The following is a 19,890-nucleotide window of genomic DNA, read 5'->3' on the forward strand; positions in this document are numbered from 1 at the left end:
TTTTAGTCAAATCTTCAGGAGTCAATGTATGTTCCATATCGATATCATAGTAGAACCCTTTATCGATAGCAGGACCGATAGCCAATTTAGCTTCAGGCCATAAGCGTTTTACCGCTTGAGCCAAGATATGAGAAGCTGTGTGGCGCAATGTATGTTTACCACCATCTTCTTCGAATGTTAAGAACGCTACTTCAGAACCGTCGACTAATTCTTCGCGAAGGTCTGTTAATTCGCCATTTACATTAGCAGCTAGTACTTTTTTAGCCAAGCTGTTAGATAGTTGTTTTACTGCTTCCCCAAGAGTAGTGCCAGCAGCGTATTCCTTTGCACTACCATCAGGTAAAATGATTTTTACATCTGCCATTTTAATTTCCTCCAATTTATTATCTAGGATAGACTGAATTTTTGTAATAAAAAAAGACCCTCTATCCCTACAAAACAAGGGACGAAGATCATTCGCGGTTCCACCCTAGTTAACTACCTATACGAATATATATGTATAGTTAATTCACTTCATTAAGCCCGATAACGGTGGCGGCCGTATTTGCCTACTTAGGTTCGACAAATCAGTTTAAAGGGGGTAACTCTGATATATGTGTAAGGCATTTCCAGCATCAGCCTCTCTCTGGCACACAGGGATATGAGAATCATGTCCTTTGCATAACTTTTACTAGATTATAGTATCATAGGGAATTAAAAAATTCAATACGGTTAAATATTAAATTTCATAAATTCTATACATTTAACATAACGCCCTTACATCATAAAACTAAAATCAAACGGCCCGAATAAATCGAGCCGTTTAGTAAGATCTATTAACCTTTTAAGATTTTATTAAATTTATTAGCGTTTGAAGTTTGTAGACAACATAGCGCCAATTACTTTTTCCAATTTGCTATTGGAAAGGTCTGGGCCTTTGTATAATGTTAAAAGTACATCGTTAGAGTTATCTTGTTTAGATACCATCATAACACCGCTACCTCGAGCACCATTATCGTCGTAATCTTTTGCTACGATAACAAGATTCAAGTAATGGTCCTTCATATATGTGTACACTTTACTTGTACGTGCAGAGGAACCGATCATCTTCGCCATGCTCATACCACGGTTGAATACGATTGTATTTGCATTATGTGGATTTGCCGCTAATTGTTGTTTCTCCTCTTCATTTAAAGGCATAAGGTTCACCATGAGAGAGTCACCCATTTTACCACGGAACATAGCCGGCATTGTTTCACGCACGTCTTCAGGAATCCCTGTGTCAGCAGTCAATTTCAATTCCTTAGGAACAGTCATGTATAGAACGCCCTTGCTATTGCGGCCTACCTCTGTTGTACTGAGGTCTACAGCGCTAAGCATAATAGAGTCTTTAATTGTAGCAACTTGGTTTGCCAATGGCTTTTCAGGAATACCACGACTTGCCAATTGTACATCGCCAGATTTAGTTTTCTTTAATGTTTCTACATTCCAGTTAGCACCTTTTTTATCTGCATCACTAGCTTCTGTGAAAGCATTTGCCCCATCTTTTGTACCTACATATACGTAAGTTTGAGCTGGAATGATTGTATCTGGCGCACCAGATTTATTGAAAGCTGCACCATACACTACATTAGGAATCACAGTGGATCCCACTTGTAGATTGCTATTAGTTTGGCTTTCTACATCAAAGTTGATATTACCTGTGAAGGTCATATCAGGGCCATGATTGATAACTACTACATCCCCTGCTTGAGGAATAACAACAGGACCTACAGGGCCTGCCATAGCTACGCCAGCCATAGATACACTAAGGCAAGCTGTTAATAATGCACGTTTTAAAATAGATTGTTTCATAGATATACTCTCATTTCTCTACTAGATCTAATTCTAATTATCTTAATCATCGATAGTAACATAGTCCGATAAACTAGTTAATAATTCAATAGCCAAGGGCCGTGTTGAAGGTGTACACCGTAACATACATCGTCCATTTACATCAATAGAGGTCATAACTCCTAAATATTCATAGCCTTCAATGATGCGATTGATATAATTCGTATGTTTAGGTTCAAGATGAAAGTACACATACGCTTCTTCTCCAGAGGTCTCTAAATCGGGTACATCGTGAAATGCACCAATAGATTTACTCGGTTCTAAAGGTGTACTGCTCATATAACCTCCTACACATCATTACTATAAAATATAAACTCACTACCTACCGCTAGTATAGGCATCTATTAGATAAGTTTGTCGTTAATATACTAACTATTAAGCTTCTTTAGACTTACATTCACGACGCATCATGGAGTACGGTTCAAGTGGTGTATCCATGTAGATACGCACTTTCATTTGCGCATGTGGTGCTACGTCAATTGGATTACCATCTTCATCTGTCATTTTTTCAATTACAGTCTTAACGAGTTCGCCTTTAGGTTGGCAGAATTCCACTTTATCGCCTACCTTGAAGTTATTACGTTGTTCAAGATCAACGTATTTTTCTTCTTCGTTATAGCCCATAACTAAACCGATGAAGTCATGGCTTTGTGTATTAGTAGATTTACCATAGTTTTGAGCTGTTTCGTCAGGACGACCTTCTGCAAAACCATCAGTATATGGACGGTGAGAAATCTTTTCTAATTCTGCAATCCATTCTGGACGAACATACCAGTCTTTACCTTCTTTAAGGTATGTATCTATAGCTGTACGATATACCTTTGCTACTGTTGCACAATAGTGAACGGATTTCATACGTCCTTCGATTTTAAGGCTATCAATACCAGCTTCATATAAATCAGGAATGCGGTGAATCAAGCACAAGTCTTTAGAGTTAAAGATATATGTGCCATGTTCATCTTCTTCAATTGGATAATATTCACCAGGTCGGTTGGATTCAACAAGGGAATATTTCCAACGGCAAGATTGAGAACATTGACCGCGGTTCGCATCGCGATTACCCGTCATATAATTAGATAATAGGCAACGACCAGAGTAAGAAATACACATAGAACCATGTACAAAAGATTCGATTTCGATATCTACATTGTCCTTCATTTCTTTAAGGTCCGCCAAAGATACTTCACGAGCTGCTACTACACGTGTAGCACCCAGTTCTTTCCACATTTGCACTGTATGCCAGTTTGTTGTAGATGCTTGTGTACTTACGTGAAGCTCAAGTCCTGGAGCCACCCGTTTAGCAAGGCTAAAGATACCCATGTCGGCTACGATGATTGCATCAACACCGATACTTTCAAGGAATTTCAAATAGTCCTCTAAACCTTCAAAGTCCTCATTGTGAGGAATGATATTACATGTTACATGGATTTTTTTACCATGAGCATGTACGAATTCTACAGCTTCTTTTAATTCCTCATCGGAGAAATTAGAGTTACCTGCGCGCAAGCCAAAACGTTTGCCTGCACAATATACGGCATCCGCACCGTAGCGAATCGCCATTTTAAGCTTGTCCATATTACCGGCTGGACAAAGCAATTCCATAAAATGTTCTGCCATTATTTGTTGTGCCCTTTCCACACACTCACACTCATGCCATCACCCATTGGATAGATGGTGGTGTTAAACAATTCTTTATTTTCAACATACGTTAAGTATTCTTTTAACCGTTTGACGATAGTTTTGAACCGTTTTGGCGGCTCCTTATCGCCCCTTACATAGCCTCTAAAGAGTACATTGTCCGCCAGGATAACGCCCCCTTCTTTCACATGAGGCAAAATAAGTTCTAACTGTTTAAGATATTGGCCTTTAGGACCATCTAAAAAGACTAGATCATATTCACCAGTGAGTTCCGGTAAGACTTGAGATGCATCGCCTTTCAACAATGTAATTGTATCGGCATAATCAGATTGGTTAATATAATATTTCGCCATTTCGTGACGCACATCATCTAGTTCAATAGATGTAATATGCCCCTCCTCTTCGTCGAGTAGCGGAGCCATCAACAAAGCAGAGTAACCAATGGCGGTGCCCACCTCTAACACAGAGGTGGGCCGGTACAAACCTATTAGTTCTTCAAAGAGATGAACCTCAGATTCTCGTAGAATCGGTACATCATTAATCATCGCGTAAATACGCTGTTCATTTAAAATATCATTTAATGTCATGAAAGTAGATTCAATCTCCTACATTATTTATTGCTATTACCACTAGGAACTACCAACGTAGAACGATCAACAGATTCAGCTGGCTTTACTTCAATATGAGGTGTTTGTTGTGTACTTGGTACAACATTTTGCATAGATTCTGGAGCAGGTGTTGTAGTAGGTACATAAGAATTAGAAGTAGAAGTAGATGATTGCGTAGCTGGTGCAGATTGAACTGGTGCTTGTGGAGCCGGTGTTGGAGCTGGAATTTCAGCAGCTGGAACTGTTGTAGGTGTATATTTGTACGTAGGTTCCACATCAACATATTGAGAATCTGCTTGCACTGCCTCTTCAGAGCTGTAGTTGTAGTTAGGCTCTGTCGTTGCCACAGCCACGTCATAGTTAGGACCAGCTTGTACTGCTGCCTCCGTATTGGAGGAAGTAGCTGTATCATTTCCATAAATTTTATGAACCGCCGCTAAATGTTCTTCGTATGTTTTAGAGAAGTGATTATGTCCATCTTTATCTGCTACAAAGTATAAATAATCTGTATCTTCAGAATGCAATACTGCATCTAACGCTTTTTTACCAGGGTTAGCAATCGGTCCTGGTGGCAAACCTTTGGATACATATGTATTGTAAGGGCTTTGTAATTGTGTATCACCAATCGTTACATCTTCCTTTGCATAACCAAGTACATAGGAAATAGTCGCATCAGATTGTAATGGAATACCATGAGCTAAACGTTTTTTAAATACCCCTGCAATTGTTGGACGATCTGCATCAAATAAAGATTCACGTTCAACAATGGATGCCAATGTTACAAAGTCATGAATACTCATGTGTTGCGCTTGAATTTGTTTTTTCACAGCTGGTGTAAGGTAACGATTCATTTCGTCGGCCATCATTTGAATAACTTCACGTGGTGTAGCACCTACTGGAATTTCATAAGTACTTGGGAACAAGAAGCCTTCTACAGGATAGGTAGCAGGTCTTGTACCTTTCATATATGGATATGGCACAAAGGTTTTTGCTTCTGCTAAGAAGTCCTTTGCCTTCATAATTTGATTCTTTTCTAAAACGATGGCAATATCACCAACTGTATACCCCTCAGGAATCGTAACACGAATAGATTCTACATGACCTTCTTGTAATAAAGTGATCAGCTCACGAACCGTTACCTTATTAGGAATTTGGTAATGACCAGTTTGAAGTTTATCATTTGTACCACTCAAATATAACCAAAGCTTAAAGCCTTGCGTAGAACGAATAAGGCCTCGTTCATAAAGCATATCTGCAATTTCAGTGCCAGTCTGCCCCTTTTCAATAACAAGTACCTGTGTACCATCATCTTGAGCAAATGTATTTGGCACTAGATAAATTGCACCAAGACCGCCTGCAATAATTAATACGACTACAATAATAACGATTAATATATATCTTAAGGTTTTTCTCACGATGTTGAGTTCCTTTCTATGACATAACAGTATTTATCACTTTATTATACCATAAAGTCTATGTTTCCCCTATATAAAAGGATATTATCATATCATCGGCGGCTTAAAATAAAACAAATAAAAATAGCGTATTATCCAAAGACAACACGCTATTTTTACAAGGAATAGGACTACTCGCCATCTTCCATTTCTTCATACAATTTTACTAGAGTTTCAAAGTTTTCATCATCTTCATCTAAAGGTACGTATTCTTCTACGCCTTCTTCATTTGTTTCGATGCGAGCCAAAATCATGTATGTATCATCTTGACCTTCATGGTCAGCCTCTTCATCTTGTACATGTACAAGAACAGCATATTCTTGGCCTTCATGACTTAAAATAATGTCCTCTGTGAAGTACTGTTTGTTACCATTTTCATCTTCGAATTCCAAGTAATATACTTCGCCTTCAAAATTTTGGTCAACCATCGGAAACCCTCCTTAAGAAAAAATACTTATTTATTAATCTGCAAGCGATCTAAATATCCTTGCAAAATTACAACCGCTGCCATTTTATCAATAACGGACTTACGTTTTTTACGACTCACGTCAGCTGCAATGAGTTGGCGTTCAGCCATAACGGTAGATAACCGCTCATCCCAATATGTAACAGGTAAATCAATGACTTCCTTCATCTTTTCAACAAATTCTTCAGTCTTTTCAGCCCGTTCGCCTTTTGTACCATTCATATTTTTTGGCATACCTACTACAAGTTCATGTACTTCATACTCAGTAATGAGTTCTTGTAAACGGTTAAAGTCTTTTTCAAGAGATGTTCTACGAATGGTTTCAATACCTTGTGCTGTCATGAGCAGTGCATCACTACAGGCAATACCGATAGTACGGCTGCCCACATCTAATGACATAATTCTCATTATAGTTGTTTTGCCTTTGCGTATTCTTTCAACAATTCCTCAATCAAGTCATCTCGTTCTAAACGGCGGATATCAGAGCGTGCATTATTATAGCTTGTAATGTACGCAGGATCCCCAGAGATTAGATAGCCTAAGATTTGATTGATTGGATTGTAACCTTTTTCTTGAATAGATTGATAAACGCGAGTGAGAACCTCTTCAGCTGTCATCGGTTCATCGTCTACTTTACGGAATAACATAGTTTCATCAGAAACCTTCATCGTATCCCTCCTTTTAATTATATTGGCAAGTTCCACTTGTAAAAGTGAAACCTTTCCTACCATTATACTTGAATTAAAACCACATCGTCAGTAACTTTTTATGTATTATGAAAATTTTCTATAACAGATACAAGTATAATTATAAAATTATATGCCTATTGTAACATAGATGTTAAGGCTTCACCACCAGCTTTTAATGCTTCCATCAATTTAGCTGGTTCTTTACCACCTGCTTGTGCCATATCTGGACGTCCACCGCCATTACCACCAGCTACTTGCGCTGCAGCTTTTACGATATTACCGGCTTTAGCACCTTTAGTCACTACATCTTTGGAAACTTTACATACAAAGTTAACTTTGTCATCACCCATAGCAGCGCCAACAAGAACTACACCAGAACCGTCCAATTTATCAAGGCCCATATCAGCTAGATCACGTAATTCATCAATTGAAGAAGCTTTTACAGAAGCCGCTACAAATGCTACATCGCCAATCATAACTTTACCAGCAATGATATCAGCCGCACCTGCTGCAGAAACCTCTTTACGAATTTGTTCCAATTCTTTTGCAGTTTCTTTCGCATCTGCCAATACTTGATGTAAGCGTTCTTCTACTTGAGATGCTTTAGTTTTAAGTTCGCCTGCCATGCGTTCAATAGTCAAACGATCATGTTTTGCTGCATCTAGAGCTGCACGACCTGTGATTGCTTCAATACGACGTACACCAGAACCGATGCCCGCTTCAGATGTTAAGCGGAAGGAACTAATAAAAGCAGTGTTGCCTACATGAGAACCACCACACAATTCAACAGAGAAGCCAGGAACCTCTACAACGCGAACTACATCGCCATATTTATCACCAAAGAGTGCCATCGCACCTTTAGCTTTTGCTTCGTCCATAGACATTTCAGCAATAGCTAAATCTGTAGCTTTTAAAATCTCTTCATTTACAAGAGATTCGATTTGATCAAGTTCCCCTTGTGTTACAGGAGAGAAGTGAGTGAAATCGAAACGCAAGTAATCTGGAGTTACTAAGGAACCTGCTTGGTTAACATGCTCGCCTAGAACCTTTTTCAATGCTGCATGTAACAAATGTGTAGCTGTATGGTTACGAGCCATAGCAGCACGGCGATTTGTATCTACTTCAAGCGTTACATCATCGCCTTCAGAAATGGAACCTTCCACAACAGTACCGATATGGTATACAGTGCCCTCAGGTAAACGTTTTGTATTATGTACCTCAACCTTACCCATTGGGCCAACAATAAAACCTGTATCGCCTAATTGACCGCCCCCTTCAGCATGGAATGGAGTTGTGCGTACGATAACAGTAATTTCATCACCATCAGCAGCTGTTTGTAAGCGTTCGGAACCTTTACCAAGCATCAATACGGAAGAAGTAGTTACAGCTTCATCTTCAAGAAGCTCTTCGTCTTTCAAGAATGTAATGTCTGGTGTCGCTACCTTTGCATCTTCTTTTACGCGAGCTTCACGAGCGCGTTCACGTTGTTCCTTCATAGCAGCTTCAAAGCCTTCGTGGTCGATTGTAAAGCCACGTTCAGAAGCAATTTCTTCTGTTAATTCCCAAGGGAATCCATATGTATCATATAGTTTAAATACTTCGGTACCAGGAACTACCGTTGCCTTTTCAGCAGCAAGTGTATCGATCAAGGAGTTCAATAATTCAAGACCTTGTTCCAATGTTTGGTTAAAGCGTTCTTCTTCATTTTGAACAACACGTTTAACGAAGTCTTGTTTCTCAGCAATAGATTTAATACCAGGGCCAAGAATGTCTACTACTACATCAATAAGTGGTGTTAAGAAGACACCTTCAATACCAAGCAAACGACCATGACGTACAGCACGACGTAAAATACGACGTAATACATAACCGCGACCTTCGTTGGATGGCAATACGCCATCAGAGATCAATGCAGTAACAGCACGAGCGTGGTCAGCAATAACCTTTAAAGAAACATCTGTATTTGGATCTTCGTTATATGTAACACCTGCGCGTTTTGCAGTAGCTTCAATAATAGGGAAAATCAAATCTGTTTCAAAGTTTGTTTTGCAACCTTGCAATACAGAGGCCAATCGTTCAAGACCAGCGCCTGTATCGATGTTTTTATGTTGTAATGGTTCGTAAGAGCCATCAGGCATTTTATTGAATTGAGTAAATACCAAGTTCCAGATTTCAAGATAGCGATCGCAGTCACAACCTGGTGCACAGTTAGGATCATCACAACCATGTTCAGGACCTTGGTCGAAGAAGATTTCACTGTCAGGACCGCATGGGCCTTCACCAATTTCCCAGAAGTTATCTTCGAGGCGTGTAATATGACTTTCTTCTACGCCACAGTCATTATGCCATGTATCATAAGCTTCTTGGTCATCTGGATATACAGTGACATATAATCTATTTTTGTCGAGTTTAATAACTTCAGTTAAGAATTCCCACGCCCAGTGAATCGCATCTTTTTTGAAGTAATCACCGAAGGAGAAGTTACCAAGCATTTCAAAGAATGTATGGTGACGAGCTGTACGACCTACGTTTTCAAGGTCACCAGTACGCATACATTTTTGGCTTGTTGTAATACGATGACAAGGAGGTACCAATTTACCTGTAAAGAAAGGCTTCAACGGCGCCATACCTGCCCCAATCAATAATAAAGATGGATCGTTTTCTGGTATAAGAGAAAAACTATCTAATTTTAAATGTCCTTTGCTTTCAAAAAACTGCAAGTATGCTTGACGCAGTTCATTACCCTTCATGTGTATATTCCTCCTAAAATTATTTACTCTTCATTATATCGTAAAAACGACATAAAATCTATCAAATACATTGAGATTATGCGGAATTTACCGACTTTCACAATAGTAAACAAAAGGATAAAATTCGATATTTCTATAAATGAGAAAAAGAGGTTATACAAATCAACAGAACATAATTGATTCGTATAGCCTCTTTTAAAGCTAGTATATATTAGCTTATACAACGCGTTTTGCGCCGATGTAGCGTTCACCCCAATAGCCAGTATCAAGATCTGCTACTGCAACACCACGACTGGAAGTGGCGCTGATGAACTTGCCATCACCAATATAAATACCAGAGTGAGATGGACCTGGTTCATATGTTTCAAAGAACACCAAATCCCCTGCTTTTAAATTTGCACGAGAAACTTCAACACCTACGTTATATTGTTCATCTGCTAAACGTGGTAGAGATATACCTTGTTTCGCAAATACATATTTAACATAACCTGAGCAATCGAAACCACTTGGAGTAGTACCACCAAATACATATGGTACGCCGCGGTATTTATCCGCTTCAGCCAAGATAGCGTGGATACTGCTTGGAGTTTCATTTTTCGTAATATTATTTAGTTTAATGTTTTTGCCAGTAATGGATTGACCTGCAATACGACGAGACGTCGCATTATTATTTGTGAAAGCAGATTTCGTCGCCACTGCTTTAGTAGCCGCATTTTGAGTCAATACCGCCTTCGTAGAACGAGGAGCACTCATCAATGCATTGTACGTAGCAGGACCTACGATACCGTCCACTGGTAAACCACGATCTTGTTGGAACAGACGAACTGCCCATTTCGTTTCTTTACCATATACACCATTTTTATCTGTAGCATTATAACCGTGTTTAATTAGTTGTTGTTGAACCGCTGTAACACTTTTGCCCTTATCACCATATTGTAATGTTGTTGCACCTGCTATGGCTGTTGTGGCACACACAAAAGTTAATGTTAATGCCGTTATTTTAACCTTACTATATTTTGACTTCATATGCTTCCTTTCCAAAAAACTTTAAAGTAAGTTATTTATTCAAAATATACTAACCGTCTATTTATTTGCATTCACAAATACAGCTAGTCTTCTTTGCTTTTGTTAGTATAAGTCTCAGATGCCATAAACACATCTGCACTACTAGGTCCAAGTAATGGAGCCTCTTCATGCTCATCAAAGTTTATAGCTGACTTAACCCAATACAAAGGCCGTTGCTTCACCTCTTCAAAAATACGACCTACATACTCGCCAATAATTCCCAGTCCGACGAGTTGAATCCCACCAATAAACAAAATTGATACGCCCAAGGTAGTCCATCCATTTAATGCTTGTCCCGTAAGATATACATACAAGAGGTGCAATATAAGCAAGAAGCTTAACCCACCACATAGTACACCAACGTACAAAGCAGCCCGTAAAGGAACTCTAGAAAAGGCAGTTACCCCATCGAGAGCAAATCGAATCATTTTACGAACACTAAACTTTGAAACCCCTGCAAAACGAGGTGGCGCTACAAAGTGCAACTCAGCTTGTCTATATCCTAAGGCACCGACAATACCGCGCAAGAAACGACCATGTTCTCTGAACCGTTTCAATGTACCTAATGCTTTACTATTCATGAGGCGGAAATCAGATCCACCTTCAACAATAGGAACATCAGCCATTTTGTTCATTAGTTTGTAATAATACTTAGATGTGAAGGATTTAGCCCAACTAGCATCTTCAGTTGAATCGCGTATGGTGCGCACCACATCATAGCCCGATTCCCATAACCTAACGAGCTCAGGAATCAAAGCCGGTGGATGCTGCATGTCACCGTCCATTGTAATAACTGCATCTCCATGAGCATAATCAAGTCCACACGTAAGTGCAATCTGATGCCCAAAATTACGAGCAAGCAATAACACTTTGACATGTTTATCATTGTAAGCAATTTCACGCAATATCATAGATGACGAATCGCTAGAACCGTCATCCACAAAGATTAATTCATAATCGTACGTGAGTCCTGACATAACATCAGTTACAGCTTTATAAAAAATCGCTATGTTTTCTTCTTCGTTATATACAGGCACTACAATAGAAAGTAACATAAATCCTCCAAAGTATTTTACTCACATATTTTATGTTAATTAGTAAATTAAGGCAAATCGTCAAGGTTAACAATAAACAAAATTATATCTATAAATCCAGTAAATATCAGACTTTTTAGAACTCTATAGAGTTTTCTCTTCATATAGCTTATATATAAGAATAACAAATGAATAACACATTTATATATCTTAAACACTACTTAATACACTATTATATAATTTAAATTGATATATAAAACATCATATAAATGGTATTAAATACTTATCTTTTATCTAATTAACAAAAATATTAAATAAATTTTCTATATAAAATCTAAGAAAGTCAATCGACTTCATTTTATATTCATAAAAAATGTAGTTATTTAATACCTTTTGCAAGACGCATAGTAACTATATATACCATTTTTATGCATAAAGCATTACTAATATACAAAATAATATTAATATACTATTAATAAATTAGCATCACTTATCCATTATTACCCGAAGAGAAGAAAGAGACCCTCTCAAGGGTCTCTTTCTATCATAAGCCTGCAGCATCAATCCAAGATTGTAAGTCTTCCTCTGCCAGAACCATATCCTCTTCATACGCACCAGCTACGACTGGATACTTAGCAACCTCTACAGTATGCAAAATTGAATCATCTCGACCATTTTTAAAGGTGCCAATCCAAATTCCAGAAAATTGAGATTCATACCACTCTACAGGTTGATCTGTTTCATCGAAGTTAATTGTAATATGACCACGACCAAGTGTTTCTAATACTTCCACTTGTTCTTCTTCTGCAAGACCTGTTTTTTCTATATAAATAGAATACGTCTCACCCGTTTCACGCAAATTTTTTAAGGCTAAACGCAGCTCATTTAAAACAGCCCGAACATTACCATAATTTTCAATCATAAATACTCCTATTAGAGATAATTTTTACATGTTATAAACTCATCAATTTAAGTATTAGGTTCTGCAATTACGCCCCATTCGCGTAGAACATTGAGTACACGCGCTTTTACCTCTGGTAGTGCTCGTTGTACAGCTGCACTAGGTTCAAAACCAATTTCTAAGGATTCTGGTTCCACACCAATAACTACCGCGTCCTCTAACGGATCCTCTTGAATGGCACGGATACGCAAAATATCTTGCATTCCTACTTCATGTACAGAAATATGTTCAGTGAAATATTGTTCTAACTCCTTATGAGGAAACTCATATATAGTCCCTGGAGCTTCCCCACCATTAATAGCATCTACAAGAAGAATCTTCTTCATACCACGCATATATGTAAGCAGTTCCATTCCCATAGTGCCACCATCAATAATAGAAATTGTAGGTGTAAATGTGAAAGATTCTTTCAAATCTTTTACTACATGAACCCCTAAACCCTCATCAGTAAGTAATATATTACCTACACCAAGTAGAACGATTTCATTATTACCATCATCATAAAGGCTATTTAAATCAATACGCGGACCCTCAGAGCCCGCGTATTGTTCCAAGCCACTGATGATATCAGTACTTGTATTAGTCATTATCTTGTAATTCTCTTTCTCTAGGATCGTTAGGATCACTTGGACGATATGTCGTACCAGACGGTTTATCGATACGTTCACCACGACGGCGTTTACCGTTTAGATCTTCAATATCGATTGGATCATGCGCATAATACTTCATGCCGGAAACCATAGCAGATACTTCGCCGGATTCCTCCATAACGTCTTCTCGGAATGCCATATACACGTGAATGATAGTAAAGAACAAGAATCCCCACGCAATATAGTGATGAATAATGTGAACCTTATATTCACCACCAAATAATGTAACAACTGGTGCGAATAGGGTTCCCAGAATACCATTAGGATCCACCATAGAATACATTGCAAAACCTGTTAAGATTTCAAAGAAGAACATTACGTACACCATCATGTACGCCGTTCTTGCTAAAGAATTACGAAGCCAGTGATGTTCGTGTTTTTGTGGAATCATCAAATAGTGCAATGTCGTTTCTTTAAGACCATACCAATACCGTTTTTGGCGGAATTTAGGTAATAATCGATCTCCTCGATTCCAAAGAGCTCCTGCAAATCGGAAAATAAAGGAGCATGTTAAGATAACCCCTGCAATGAAATGGATACGACGCATAGTTTCCATAGAGAACCAGCCATCAATAGCAAAGGTTGGCTCTGGATTACCTGTGATAGCCGCAAATCCTGGGTCACCAATATATAAACCAGTCCAGAATAAAGCTGTTACACTAAGCACCATAGTCCAGTGGAATATGCGTAGCCATAAGCTAAATACAACATACGCCTTTTTGTCAGTATGTATTAACATAAGTCCACCACCCTTTATTTACACAATGCATCTGTATTGACGGAAACAATTTTTTCGCCTTTTTTATTGTATAAATGGGTTGCACATGCGAGACATGGGTCAAAGGAATGAATTACCTTCAAGATTTCAAGTGGTTTATCCGCAATTTTTACATGTGTATCAATCATGGAGTCTTCATAGGCACCATGTTCATTTGCTGCAGTTTTAGGACATGCGTTCCATGTAGATGGGACGATACATTGGTAGTTTGCAGAACGACCATCTTTAATATGAATCCAGTGGCCCAAACCACCTCGAGGCGCATCTACAAGGCCAACACCTTTTGCGTCTTTATCCCATGTATTTGGCTCGAATTTGGTCATATCCGCTACTGTAGTATCACCATTTTTAATGTTTTCTACAAGTTTATTGAAGTAATATTGGCTGATGTTAGACGCAACTTGTGCATCAAGACCACGACAAGCTGTACGACCAACCATAGTTGTCATCCATACGTGAGCAGGCACCCCAAGTACTTGAGATACTGTATCGATTTGGCGAACAATCATAGACTCTGCCCAAGTTGGATCTTTAATAATACCTTGTTTAACTTTTGTATATACAACGATATATTTAGCTAATGGACCCACTTCAGCAGTTTTACCTTTGAATGTTGGGGATTTAATCCAAGAATATTTTTTATCTTCATCAAGGAATTCCCATTTTTCTTTTGTCCCAGATTTAGGACCTGTAAACTTAGGATCTGTTACACCTTCAAGTGGATGAAGAGTGTTAGTACCATTTGGATATGTAAACCAAGAATGGTCAACTTCTTCACTGAGGTATTGTGGATCCATGAAATCTTTACCTTCTAGAGGAATGAATGTAGCCTTATCAACACCTAAAGCAAAGTTTTCTACAACGCCATTGGATCGAACGATACATTTTTTATGGTAATCACCATTAGAAATACCAGTATACGTATCGTCTGGATAATCACCATAAGACATTACACGTTTTTTCGCAAGGCCACCGCCATCAATCATGCCTTTTTCAACATAGATTTTTCCAATTGCAAGTAAATCAGGCAAGTAGAAGTTACTTACCAAATCCTTAGCCAATGCAATAGATTGTTCTACCGCAGCAAGACGTTGTGTATTGATAGGTGCATTCATATCATTCATAGAAATGGAGCATGGCATACCACCTACAATATAATGTGGATGAGGGTTTTTACCACCAAATACAACGTGAGGAATTACGATATCACGTTGACGATCAAGAATATTCAAGTAATGGGATACGGCCATTAAATGAACCTCTGGTGGCAACAAATTGTAATCAGGATGATCCCACCATTGAGCGGAGAAAATACCTAATTGGCCGGACTCTACAATTTTCTTAACCTTTTGTTGTACAGCTGTGAAATATGCAGCAGTCGCTTTAGGAAACTCTTTAGGATATGCAGAGTCTTTAGATGCAGTTTCAGCTGGCGCCAAACCACTTACATTATAAGTAGCTAATACATCATTTTGTAATTGTGCAGTTTTAGCTGGATCTGCACTAAGAGCTGCTACTGGGCTAACCCAGTCAAGCGCATGTAAGTGATAGAAATGTACGATATGGTCATGTACATCTAACGAGCTATGCATGATATTACGAATATAGTTTGCATTTTTAGGAATAGTAATACCAAGTGCATCCTCTACAGCACGCAACGCTGCCAACGCATGTGTTGTAGTACATACGCCACAAATACGTTGTACAAATGCCCAAAGGTCACGAGGATCGCGATCTTTAGCAACAAGTTCGATACCTCGCCAAGCTGTACCAGAAGACAATGCGTCCTCTACTTTACCACTGGCTTCATCAACTTTTATTTCTACCCGTAAATGACCTTCAATACGGGAAATCGGATCTACTACTACGCGTTTCATTAGTGACCTCCTCCATTATTATGTTTCTTTTCATCCCATAAGCCTTGTTCTTTTAAGCGTTTTTCTTCTTTCATATCAAGAATTTTATTGCGCGTAAGAGTTGCAGCACCATGAACAATAACAGCTGCAGTGGCACCAACAGCAGCTACGGTACCGATTGTATCAGCAGTTGTGATGGTTTTAGCCAATGGAATATCTGGTAAACGTTTATAGAATACGTCATTATCCCAGAAGCCCTTTTCAGAGCAGCCAATACAGCCGTGACCGGATTGAATTGGGTAGGATAACCCATTCCACCAACGCAAGTTACCACAAGAATTATATGTTTGAGGTCCACGACAACCTACTTTGTACAAGCACCAACCAGATTTGGATGCATCATCGTCAAATTTTTCAACGAAGAGACCAGAGTCAAAGAAGGCACGACGATAGCATGTATCGTGAATACGATTGCCATAAAATTGTTTAGGACGACCTTGAGAATCAAGAGGTGGGATTTGGCCGAATAATGCATAATGCATAATTACACCAGTCATAACCTCTGGAATTGGAGGACATCCAGGAACTTTGATAATAGGCTTACCAGATACAACAGAGGATACAGATACTGTATTTGTTGGATTTGGTTTAGCCGCTTGAATACCACCCCAAGATGCGCAAGAACCATATTCAATGATTGCTGCAGCACCTTTAGCCGCTTCTATTAAGGACTCTTTAAATGTACGTCCACCTACTGTACAGTAAACACCATCTTCATCAAGTGGTACGCCACCTTCAACAGCCAAAATATATTTGCCTGCTTTTTCTTTAATGATTTTCTCTAAATGTTCTTCTAACGGTGCACCAGATGCAGCCGCCAAAGTATCATCATATTCAAGGGAAATCATGTTCAAAATTACATCGGATGTAAACGGAGAAGATGAACGAATGAATGATTCACTACAACCAGTACATTCATGACCATGTAACCAAATTACTGTAGGCAATTCAGTTGTCTCAGCTGCCTTAACAACGGTATCTAACATCGTTGGTGGCAAACCGAGAATAGCGGTGAGTGCTACACAGGATTTCATAAATGTGCGTCGACTCAAACGGCGCTCTTGGAAGAGTGTCCATAAACTGTTTATACGATTCTTCACGGAATATAGCCTCCTTACAACAACTTTGCGCAATATATCATATTACTTAATGAACTACAACTATTATAATAACAATCTTATTTTTACAACTTTATTATATCACTTAATAAATGTTAAAACTATAGAATTTAAATAAAAAAACTGTATACAAGAAAATTTATTCAACTTGTATACAGTCTTGTATTATATGATATTGTAATATTTTCCAGTTATAACTAAATTAAATAACTTCCTTGATAAGGGACTCAAGCACATCAGCTTTCTTATACCCTACAAGGGAATCTAGCATTTTGCCATTACGGAAAAATACCATGGATGGAATACCATCTATATCTTCTTTCAACAAAATACCACGAAGATTTTTATCTTCTGCATCAACACTAAAGAACTCTACTTGTCCCTTCAAACGTTCTGCTACTGCTTCTACTTCCGGACGCATAACAGTGCAAGGTTCGCACCAGGCAGCCCAGAAATCAACAATAGCTAAACCTTTAGAGCCAAGTACTTTTTCATCAAATTCTTGTACACTAGTAATCGCTGTAATTGCCATGAAGTTCTCCTAACAAAGATCTACAATCTTATATACTATAAATTATTTCCTGCATATGGAAGCAAGCAATCAATAAGCCGAGTTCTGTTCCGCTTGCACGGTGACGATTATCTTTCTAGGCGTACAGTCACCTGCACGCTCGAGCGACACAACCCGGAAGGTAGGCGGGACCACCCTTAACCCTTCCCTATTCGGTCTTGCTCCAGATGGGGTTTACCGAGCCAGCCTGTTACCAAACTGCTGGTGAGCTCTTACCTCACCTTTCCACCCTTACCACTGACGTGGCGGTTTCCTTTTCTATGGCACTTTCCCTAAGGTTACCCTCGCCAGACGTTATCTGGCATCCTGCCCTATGGAGCTCGGACTTTCCTCGAGTCCTATAGACTCGCAATCGTCTTTCATACTTGCTTCAATTCAGTTTATCATAGCTAACCTACTTGTTGCAAGAAAATACAACATTATAAGAAAAAGAAATCATTTTGTTCTATAAAAGCTTTCACAGGAACAGATATATCTTTACTAAGTAAATAGTCACGTAAACCGCTAGCAACAATAGATTCTGTGCCAAAATGTCCTGCATCAACTACAAGCAATCCAAGCTCTTTAGCTAATTGTGCATCATGATATTTCACATCGCCTGTAACATATGCGTCTACACGCAAGCGAGCTGCATCCTTAATAAATTCAGCACCGGCACCAGAACATAGTGCTATAGATTGTATTTCTTGAGGCGCTACCCCAGCAAAACGAATATTAGCCTCTGGTAATGCTTCCTGTACCCATTCGCGGAATGTATCTAAATTTAACGCATTTGGCAATCGACCAATACGACCTAAATATTGAGTAGCTCCTTTAGGTTCTAGCAAAGATAATACCTCATAAGCGACTTCTTCATAAGGATGTGCATCTTTCATCGCTTCAATCACGCCTTGTAAATGTGTGCCATCTACTAATGCATTGATTTGTACTTCTGGTGCTACTATCATAGATCCCGCTTCACCAATTACAGGATGAGAGTCCGTATTTCCTATGAAGCGCCCTTCGCCATGAGCACTAAAACTACAATATTCATAGTTACCAATTCGTCCTGCTCCAGACTTCCCCATTGCAAGTCGAACTGCATCAGCAGCATTTTCAGGTACAAAGGTAGTTATCTTAAACAGTGCATCTTCCCCAGTTTTGATAAAGCCCTTAACATCTGTAAGACCTAATCGTTCTGCCAACATATCATTTAAGCCACCAGATGCAATATCAAGATTTGTATGTGCACTATATACGGCAATATTATGTTGAATTAAATAATTAATCATTCTACCTTGTACCGTATCACAAGATAATTGTTTTAAACCTTTAAAGATCAACGGGTGATGACTAATAATTAAATTACAGTCATGTTTAATAGCATATGAAATGGCTTCCTCTGTTACATCTAATGTAGTTAACACACCTGTAACAATAGCATTTCTATCCCCCACCATAAGTCCTACATTATCCCAAGATTCAGCATAAGATCGAGGGGCCAATTGTTCCATTAAGTAAATAACTTGTTGAACAGTTGTCATAAAACTCACTCCTTTTTATCTTCTAAAAGTATGCGCAGAAATTCTACTTCATGCTCTAAATCCTTATATTTATCTGTATGGCTCAATTGCTCAGTCATACCATCTAGCGCACATTGTCGTTGATATATTAAGTACTCAATATATTTTGACCAAAGCGATGGTCGTTCCAGTTCCAAAAGTGCGCCTACAGACCATAATAAGGAATCCTCTGGTAAAGACTGATAAACGTCTACGTATGCAGTCATCCCCGTATACACTTCTACACAATCATTACGGACACATAGAAATGCTGTATATAGCTTTCCTGCATCTTCTACGATGATTTCCAAAATAATAATATATCCCTTTTGCACCATATATTGACGTAACTCTTTTTGTCCATTCTGTGGTTGTAATACGTAGAACTCTAAAGGCTCTGGACCAGCGTCTACAATATCGCGCATGAGGTATCCACCCATACCACAACAAATAGCACCATTTAATTCGCCCTTTTCTGTTACTTTTAGACCATCCCCTAATCGACACTCTACTTTAGAAGTTAATCCACAAGATTGAACATATTCTTTTGCAGATTCTAAAGGCCCTTTGTGTACGTCGCCAGCGACAACAAATTCAGCACGATTACGGTTAATAAGTTCTACTGCTAAATATCCATGATCAGTACCTATATCAGCTATTGCACGTGCCTTAGGCACTATTGAAAACACCGCTTCTAAGCGATCCATCATAGGTCTAGGTTCCATAATTCCTCTATTTATCTCTAAATACACCCATAAGTTAAATGATACAGACACAAG

The 19,890-nt window shown here is 38.7% G+C and carries 20 protein-coding genes, 1 other RNA gene and 1 other annotated feature; all 21 genes read right to left on the bottom strand.

Annotation, left to right across the window (positions count from 1 at the left end; all coding sequences use genetic code 11):
* The coding region (locus tag RWP19_RS02280; protein ID WP_314356308.1) for a TGS domain-containing protein at positions 1–364 on the bottom strand (364 nt) is incomplete at its 3' end.
* A gap of 74 nt (positions 365–438) precedes the next feature.
* Positions 439–671: a binding site (T-box leader), on the bottom strand.
* Between the two features lie 172 nt (positions 672–843).
* A complete protein-coding gene (locus RWP19_RS02285) occupies positions 844–1,833 on the bottom strand; it encodes a hypothetical protein (RefSeq protein WP_314356309.1) in 990 nt (329 codons plus the stop codon).
* Between the two features lie 42 nt (positions 1,834–1,875).
* Complete coding sequence (locus RWP19_RS02290; protein ID WP_314356310.1) at positions 1,876–2,151, bottom strand: DUF4911 domain-containing protein; 276 nt, start codon at positions 2,149–2,151, stop codon at positions 1,876–1,878.
* A 96-nt stretch (positions 2,152–2,247) separates the two neighbouring features.
* Entirely contained in the window at positions 2,248–3,489 is a 1,242-nt protein-coding gene (locus RWP19_RS02295; RefSeq protein WP_314356312.1) for a U32 family peptidase, read from the bottom strand.
* Positions 3,489–4,097 (bottom strand): O-methyltransferase, encoded by a 609-nt coding sequence (locus RWP19_RS02300; protein WP_314356314.1) that lies wholly within the window; start codon positions 4,095–4,097, stop codon positions 3,489–3,491. The genes RWP19_RS02295 and RWP19_RS02300 overlap by 1 nt, the downstream gene beginning before the upstream one ends.
* Positions 4,098–4,120: 23 nt before the next feature.
* On the bottom strand, positions 4,121–5,533 hold the full coding sequence (gene mltG / locus RWP19_RS02305) for an endolytic transglycosylase MltG (protein ID WP_314356315.1): 1,413 nt from the start codon (positions 5,531–5,533) through the stop codon (positions 4,121–4,123).
* 170 nt (positions 5,534–5,703) lie between these two features.
* Positions 5,704–6,000 (bottom strand): DUF1292 domain-containing protein, encoded by a 297-nt coding sequence (locus RWP19_RS02310; protein WP_295205018.1) that lies wholly within the window; start codon positions 5,998–6,000, stop codon positions 5,704–5,706.
* Between the two features lie 26 nt (positions 6,001–6,026).
* On the bottom strand, positions 6,027–6,446 hold the full coding sequence (gene ruvX, locus RWP19_RS02315) for a Holliday junction resolvase RuvX (protein ID WP_295259792.1): 420 nt from the start codon (positions 6,444–6,446) through the stop codon (positions 6,027–6,029).
* Positions 6,446–6,706, bottom strand: coding sequence for an IreB family regulatory phosphoprotein (locus tag RWP19_RS02320; RefSeq protein WP_009351224.1), 261 nt, complete (start codon positions 6,704–6,706; stop codon positions 6,446–6,448). Before RWP19_RS02320 ends, ruvX begins: the two co-directional genes overlap by 1 nt.
* Before the next feature lie 155 nt (positions 6,707–6,861).
* Positions 6,862–9,477, bottom strand: a complete 2,616-nt coding sequence (gene alaS / locus RWP19_RS02325; RefSeq protein ID WP_314356316.1) for an alanine--tRNA ligase — start codon at positions 9,475–9,477, stop codon at positions 6,862–6,864.
* A 216-nt stretch (positions 9,478–9,693) separates the two neighbouring features.
* Entirely contained in the window at positions 9,694–10,503 is an 810-nt protein-coding gene (locus tag RWP19_RS02330; RefSeq protein ID WP_314356317.1) for an NlpC/P60 family protein, read from the bottom strand.
* A gap of 83 nt (positions 10,504–10,586) precedes the next feature.
* Entirely contained in the window at positions 10,587–11,597 is a 1,011-nt protein-coding gene (locus RWP19_RS02335) for a glycosyltransferase family 2 protein (protein ID WP_314356318.1), read from the bottom strand.
* A gap of 523 nt (positions 11,598–12,120) precedes the next feature.
* On the bottom strand, positions 12,121–12,498 hold the full coding sequence (locus RWP19_RS02340) for a hydrogenase expression/formation C-terminal domain-containing protein (RefSeq protein WP_314356319.1): 378 nt from the start codon (positions 12,496–12,498) through the stop codon (positions 12,121–12,123).
* A gap of 47 nt (positions 12,499–12,545) precedes the next feature.
* On the bottom strand, positions 12,546–13,124 hold the full coding sequence (locus tag RWP19_RS02345) for a HyaD/HybD family hydrogenase maturation endopeptidase (protein WP_314356320.1): 579 nt from the start codon (positions 13,122–13,124) through the stop codon (positions 12,546–12,548).
* Positions 13,117–13,926 carry a Ni/Fe-hydrogenase, b-type cytochrome subunit gene (gene cybH, locus RWP19_RS02350; protein ID WP_314356321.1) on the bottom strand — a complete coding sequence of 270 codons (810 nt, stop codon included), beginning with the start codon at positions 13,924–13,926 and terminating at the stop codon, positions 13,117–13,119. The genes RWP19_RS02345 and cybH overlap by 8 nt, the downstream gene beginning before the upstream one ends.
* A gap of 14 nt (positions 13,927–13,940) precedes the next feature.
* Positions 13,941–15,842, bottom strand: a complete 1,902-nt coding sequence (locus RWP19_RS02355; RefSeq protein WP_314356322.1) for a nickel-dependent hydrogenase large subunit — start codon at positions 15,840–15,842, stop codon at positions 13,941–13,943.
* Positions 15,842–16,981: a hydrogenase small subunit gene (locus RWP19_RS02360; RefSeq protein ID WP_314356323.1), complete on the bottom strand. Its 1,140-nt coding sequence runs from the start codon at positions 16,979–16,981 to the stop codon at positions 15,842–15,844. The genes RWP19_RS02355 and RWP19_RS02360 overlap by 1 nt, the downstream gene beginning before the upstream one ends.
* A gap of 220 nt (positions 16,982–17,201) precedes the next feature.
* Positions 17,202–17,531 (bottom strand): co-chaperone YbbN, encoded by a 330-nt coding sequence (locus tag RWP19_RS02365; RefSeq protein ID WP_295258125.1) that lies wholly within the window; start codon positions 17,529–17,531, stop codon positions 17,202–17,204.
* 57 nt (positions 17,532–17,588) lie between these two features.
* Positions 17,589–17,939, bottom strand: an RNA gene (gene rnpB, locus RWP19_RS02370) — RNase P RNA component class A.
* A gap of 50 nt (positions 17,940–17,989) precedes the next feature.
* Positions 17,990–19,093 carry a Nif3-like dinuclear metal center hexameric protein gene (locus RWP19_RS02375; RefSeq protein WP_314356324.1) on the bottom strand — a complete coding sequence of 368 codons (1,104 nt, stop codon included), beginning with the start codon at positions 19,091–19,093 and terminating at the stop codon, positions 17,990–17,992.
* Positions 19,094–19,098: 5 nt separating this feature from the next.
* Entirely contained in the window at positions 19,099–19,836 is a 738-nt protein-coding gene (locus tag RWP19_RS02380) for a class I SAM-dependent methyltransferase (protein ID WP_314356325.1), read from the bottom strand.
* Positions 19,837–19,890 lie beyond the last annotated feature (54 nt).

Origin of the sequence: uncultured Veillonella sp. (assembly GCF_963522475.1) — a bacterium.
GTDB lineage: Bacteria > Bacillota > Negativicutes > Veillonellales > Veillonellaceae > Veillonella.

Bases quoted from the DNA above. Each gene is read 5' to 3' on its own strand.
- RWP19_RS02285 (WP_314356309.1), bottom strand. From the start codon at position 1,833: ATGAAACAATCTATTTTAAAACGTGCATTATTAACAGCTTGCCTTAGT.
- RWP19_RS02290 (WP_314356310.1), bottom strand. From the start codon at position 2,151: ATGAGCAGTACACCTTTAGAACCGAGTAAATCTATTGGTGCATTTCAC.
- RWP19_RS02295 (WP_314356312.1), bottom strand. From the start codon at position 3,489: ATGGCAGAACATTTTATGGAATTGCTTTGTCCAGCCGGTAATATGGAC.
- RWP19_RS02300 (WP_314356314.1), bottom strand. From the start codon at position 4,097: ATGACATTAAATGATATTTTAAATGAACAGCGTATTTACGCGATGATT.
- RWP19_RS02310 (WP_295205018.1), bottom strand. From the start codon at position 6,000: ATGGTTGACCAAAATTTTGAAGGCGAAGTATATTACTTGGAATTCGAA.
- ruvX (WP_295259792.1), bottom strand. From the start codon at position 6,446: ATGAGAATTATGTCATTAGATGTGGGCAGCCGTACTATCGGTATTGCC.
- RWP19_RS02320 (WP_009351224.1), bottom strand. From the start codon at position 6,706: ATGAAGGTTTCTGATGAAACTATGTTATTCCGTAAAGTAGACGATGAA.
- alaS (WP_314356316.1), bottom strand. From the start codon at position 9,477: ATGAAGGGTAATGAACTGCGTCAAGCATACTTGCAGTTTTTTGAAAGC.
- RWP19_RS02330 (WP_314356317.1), bottom strand. From the start codon at position 10,503: ATGAAGTCAAAATATAGTAAGGTTAAAATAACGGCATTAACATTAACT.
- RWP19_RS02335 (WP_314356318.1), bottom strand. From the start codon at position 11,597: ATGTTACTTTCTATTGTAGTGCCTGTATATAACGAAGAAGAAAACATA.
- RWP19_RS02340 (WP_314356319.1), bottom strand. From the start codon at position 12,498: ATGATTGAAAATTATGGTAATGTTCGGGCTGTTTTAAATGAGCTGCGT.
- RWP19_RS02345 (WP_314356320.1), bottom strand. From the start codon at position 13,124: ATGACTAATACAAGTACTGATATCATCAGTGGCTTGGAACAATACGCG.
- cybH (WP_314356321.1), bottom strand. From the start codon at position 13,926: ATGTTAATACATACTGACAAAAAGGCGTATGTTGTATTTAGCTTATGG.
- RWP19_RS02355 (WP_314356322.1), bottom strand. From the start codon at position 15,842: ATGAAACGCGTAGTAGTAGATCCGATTTCCCGTATTGAAGGTCATTTA.
- RWP19_RS02365 (WP_295258125.1), bottom strand. From the start codon at position 17,531: ATGGCAATTACAGCGATTACTAGTGTACAAGAATTTGATGAAAAAGTA.
- RWP19_RS02375 (WP_314356324.1), bottom strand. From the start codon at position 19,093: ATGACAACTGTTCAACAAGTTATTTACTTAATGGAACAATTGGCCCCT.
- RWP19_RS02380 (WP_314356325.1), bottom strand. From the start codon at position 19,836: ATGGAACCTAGACCTATGATGGATCGCTTAGAAGCGGTGTTTTCAATA.